The following is a 222-nucleotide window of genomic DNA, read 5'->3' on the forward strand; positions in this document are numbered from 1 at the left end:
TGAGCCCGGCCGACGACATCCTGATCCGGGTCCAGCGGCCGCTGGACTTCGACAGTGACGGCCAACTGGTCGCCAGCGTGCTGTCGAAGAAGGTGGCCGCAGGCTCGAGCCACGTCCTGATCGACATGCCGGTAGGTCCGACCGCCAAGGTGCGCAGTGAGGCCGCGGCTGACAGCCTCGGCTCGCGGCTCGCACACACCGCGGGCGCGCTTGGACTGCAGC

General features: G+C 69.8%; 1 pseudogene. It reads left to right on the forward strand.

Annotated elements, in window-relative coordinates:
- A pseudogene (locus OC373_RS18870) lies at positions 1-222 on the forward strand (thymidine phosphorylase); the annotation flags it as partial.

Origin of the sequence: Stenotrophomonas sp. Ste96, assembly GCF_024519495.1 — a bacterium.
Classification (GTDB): Bacteria; Pseudomonadota; Gammaproteobacteria; order Xanthomonadales; family Xanthomonadaceae; genus Stenotrophomonas; species Stenotrophomonas bentonitica_A.